Source organism: Paenisporosarcina sp. P4_D4 (assembly GCF_056401835.1).
Window position 1 is genome coordinate 1 of record NZ_JBFUIO010000161.1, and the last position, 3,820, is coordinate 3,820.

The 3,820-nt window shown below is 38.4% G+C and carries 3 protein-coding genes; 2 read left to right on the forward strand and 1 reads right to left on the reverse strand.

The annotated features are described in order from the left end of the window. Positions 1-752: ATP-binding protein (locus AC1DSL_RS16285; RefSeq protein WP_477532992.1), on the forward strand; the 752-nt coding region annotated here is incomplete at its 5' end. Positions 753-1,008: 256 nt separating this feature from the next. Here AC1DSL_RS16285 and AC1DSL_RS16290 read toward each other — a convergent pair. After that, the gene (locus AC1DSL_RS16290) at positions 1,009-1,152 is read right to left on the reverse strand and encodes a hypothetical protein (protein ID WP_477532993.1); all 144 of its coding nucleotides are present in this window, start codon (positions 1,150-1,152) and stop codon (positions 1,009-1,011) included. A 370-nt stretch (positions 1,153-1,522) separates the two neighbouring features. Here AC1DSL_RS16290 and AC1DSL_RS16295 point away from each other — a divergent pair. After that, a partial coding sequence (locus AC1DSL_RS16295; RefSeq protein ID WP_477532994.1) for a glutamate synthase central domain-containing protein occupies positions 1,523-3,820 on the forward strand: 2,298 nt, incomplete at its 3' end.

Consider the following 3,820-nt stretch of genomic DNA (forward strand, 5'->3'; position numbering starts at 1 on the left):
GTTATATAGTAATCAATATCCTTACGGGATTGTTTTCTATTTATTTAATTGAAGGAATGATTGAAAAGTATAAAATGAAAGAAAAAATTCAAAGGGCAGAAAAATTTTATGTGATAAGTGAATTGGCCGCCTCTTTTGCTCACGAGATTCGAAATCCACTAACAACTATATCTGGATTTATACAGTTGGTTCATAAAAATGAAATCTCGGAAACACATAAGGATGAGTATTTACAAGTCATTCTGCAGGAGTTAGAAAAGGCACAGCTCATTATTGACGATTATTTATCATTAGGAAAACCACAAAATAATGTTAAAGACTCATTAGATATTAGGCTAATTGTCAATCAAGTTATAAATAATATTTCACCGCTAGCAAGCTTACATAATATTGAAATCAAAAGCTGTATTAATGATTCACTTTCTATAAATGCAAATGCCGATAAAATTAAACAGTGTTTAATTAACATAATAAAAAACGGGATTGAAGCCATGGCAAATGGCGGGATGCTACGAATTAATGTAAAAAAGGGAAAGAATAGTATTGTAATTGAGATTATCGATTCAGGAATTGGAATGTCTCCTGAGGAGGTAAAGCGAATCGCCATGCCGTTTTATTCATTAAAAGAGGAGGGGACTGGCCTCGGCACTATGATTGCATATGGAATTATTAAAGAATTAAACGGGGATATAGAAATAAAAAGTGAAAAAGGGAAGGGAACATGTTTTTCAATTATCATTCCTTCATCATAAAAGAGTCTGACAGTGTATCACTTTTATTTGGCTAAATCCCCAAGACAGGTTGGATATTTATTCATTGAACTGGGAAAGTGAAACCGCTATTGTGGCAACAAACCTATTTATGAAACCGTTGGCGTTCGTGCCTGCGGTTTTTTTAACCTCTTTTTTAGATCAGTGCAAATTTCTTAGGGTTTTTTTGAGGGAATGCTAATTTGTTTAAATAATAAAAAAACGAAGAGATCTCAATCTCTTCGTTTAGATGACTAAGTCATCCACCTATATCGTTTTCCCCGTTGTCTTCTAACATCGGGTCCTCGACTTCAATATCATCCTTTTTATCATCCTCACCGCAAGCACCTAATAACAATGCAGCTGCCAGTGGCATGGCTAGAAATTTAGCTTTCGCGTTCATGATTAACCTCCCTTAGAAATTTACATATGTATAGTTTTACCCAATTTCTCTTATCTAAACTCCTAATTCATAAACCGAGCTGTTGAAGATGAATAAAGAATGTTTAGAAGAAAAAATACAATAGAGCATTAGATAATGCGAAACGCGAGTATGTATGCATTTATGGTGCATATAATAATAAAATGAACAGAAAATGATAGCGTTTTCATTTATATTTATTAAATAAAATGAATAAATAATATTATCCGAATTGTGTATTAACGCTGTTTTGTGATATACTTTCCAAAATTGAAAGTGTGCATACAGTGAAGAACCCCTTCATGAAAAGAGTGAACATCTTTCAGCAGATTAATAGAAAGGAGATGTTATCATGACGAAGTTTGGATATCCCGCACCTCAAGGTTTATACGATCCTGAGCAAGAGCACGAAGCTTGCGGGATTGGGATGCTTGCCAATATCAACGGTAGAAAGACACATGGTATCGTACAGAATGCCATCAACATGCTTTGCAATATGGAGCATCGCGGTGGGCAATCCGCTGACACGAGTACAGGAGACGGAGCTGGGATATTAACGCAGATTCCCCATCGTTTTTTTAAAAAACAATGTGAGAAGGAGAACATCGTGTTGCCTAGAGAAAGCGAATATGGTGTTGGCATGGTTTATTTACCTAAAGATCACGATTTGCGCATGAAAAGCAAAGAAGTTTTTGAGCAGATTATTGCTGAAGAAGGTCAACTGTTTCTGGGATGGCGTCCTGTTCCAATCAACGACTCATTTGTAGGGAAAGTGGCGGCAAAAACCAAACCTGCCATTAGGCAATTATTTATTCAAGTATCTGAAGATATTAATAATCTAATGGATTTTGAACGAAAGCTTTATGTGATTCGCAAGCGAATTGAAAAAGAGTTAGCAAGTGTGAAGGGCTTTGAGGATGTTTACATTTGTAGTTTATCGACGCGCACTATAGTCTACAAAGGCATGCTGATCCCCGAACAACTTGATTCGTTTTACATCGACTTAAATCATCCGGAATTTAAATCCGCTTTAGCACTTGTTCATTCCCGCTTTAGTACAAATACCTTCCCGAGCTGGAAGAGATCTCACCCGAATCGATATACCATCCACAATGGTGAATTTAATACATTAAGAGGCAATGTCAACTGGATGCGCGCACGTGAGCAACTATGCGAATCGGAGTTTTTCAGTCAGGAAGATTTGTTAAAAGTATTACCTATCATCGATGCTGACGGCAGTGATTCGTCGATGTTCGATAATTGCTTTGAATTTTTACATCTATCAGGACGTTCCTTGGCCCATACAGCTATGATGATGGTACCCGAACCTTGGTCGAATGATCAGACCATCAAAGAAGAAAAACGTGATTTTTACGAATACCACAGTACATTGATGGAACCATGGGATGGCCCGGCTGCACTGGTATTTACAGATGGCAACCAAATCTGTGCGTGTCTTGATCGAAATGGACTGAGACCTGCCCGTTATTATGTAACTAAGGGTGGCATGATTGTCCTGGGATCCGAAGTTGGCGCATTGGATATTTTCGCCGATGATATCGAATACAAGGGAAGACTTGCGCCTGGTAAAATTCTTTTGGTTGATTTGGAAAAAGGAACAATCATTCCGGACGAAGAAATTAAACTACAAATTGCTTCTGAACAGCCATATAAAGAATGGCTGAAAAATATGAAAGATTTAGAGGATTTACCTGAAGCAGTGGAACAACCACCCGTGTACATGTGTGAAGAACTGTTAAAACAACAGCTTGTATTTGGCTATACAAGAGAAGAACTCAATAAAATCATTAAGCCCCTCGTAATGGAAGGCAAAGATCCAGTCGGTTCCATGGGCTATGATTCCCCACTAGCCGTTTTATCGAAAAAACCACAATTACTCTATAACTACTTTAAGCAGCTCTTTGCTCAAGTAACAAATCCACCCATAGATGCCATTCGCGAAAAAATCGTGACGATGGTCGATACCACGATAGGTGCTGAAGGGAACTTGGTAAAACCAGGTCCAGAAAGCTGTAGGCATATTCGTTTGAAAACACCGGTCCTGACAAATCAACAACTCCAAAAACTGAGAACGCAACAAATGGAAGGCTTTAAATCCATTACATTCTCGACGCTGTTTGACGCAACATCAAGCGAAAGTAACGAATGCAATTTAGAAAAAGCACTCGACTCATTGTTTGTTAAAGCTGACCAGGCAGTTCAAGCAGGACATACGTTGTTGATTCTATCCGATCGTGGCACGTCGGAAAAATATGCAGCCGTTCCGGCACTACTTGCGGTATCGGGGTTGCATCATCATCTCATTCGCCAAGGTACGCGTACAAAAATTAGTATTTTAATAGAGTCAGGAGAACCGAGAGAAGTTCATCATTTTGCTACCTTACTCGGTTACGGTGCCGAAGGTATCAATCCATATTTAGCATTTGATTCAGTAAGAAGCCTGATGGATAAAGGTGAAATCGCCTTGGAGTCCTTTGACCAGGCAGTAGCTAACTATATCCATTCAGTAACAGACGGAGTCATTAAAGTCCTTTCCAAAATGGGGATTTCTACGATTCAAAGTTATCGTGGTGCTCAAATTTTTGAAGCGGTTGGCATTCACATGGATGTCATCGAGAAGTATTTCACA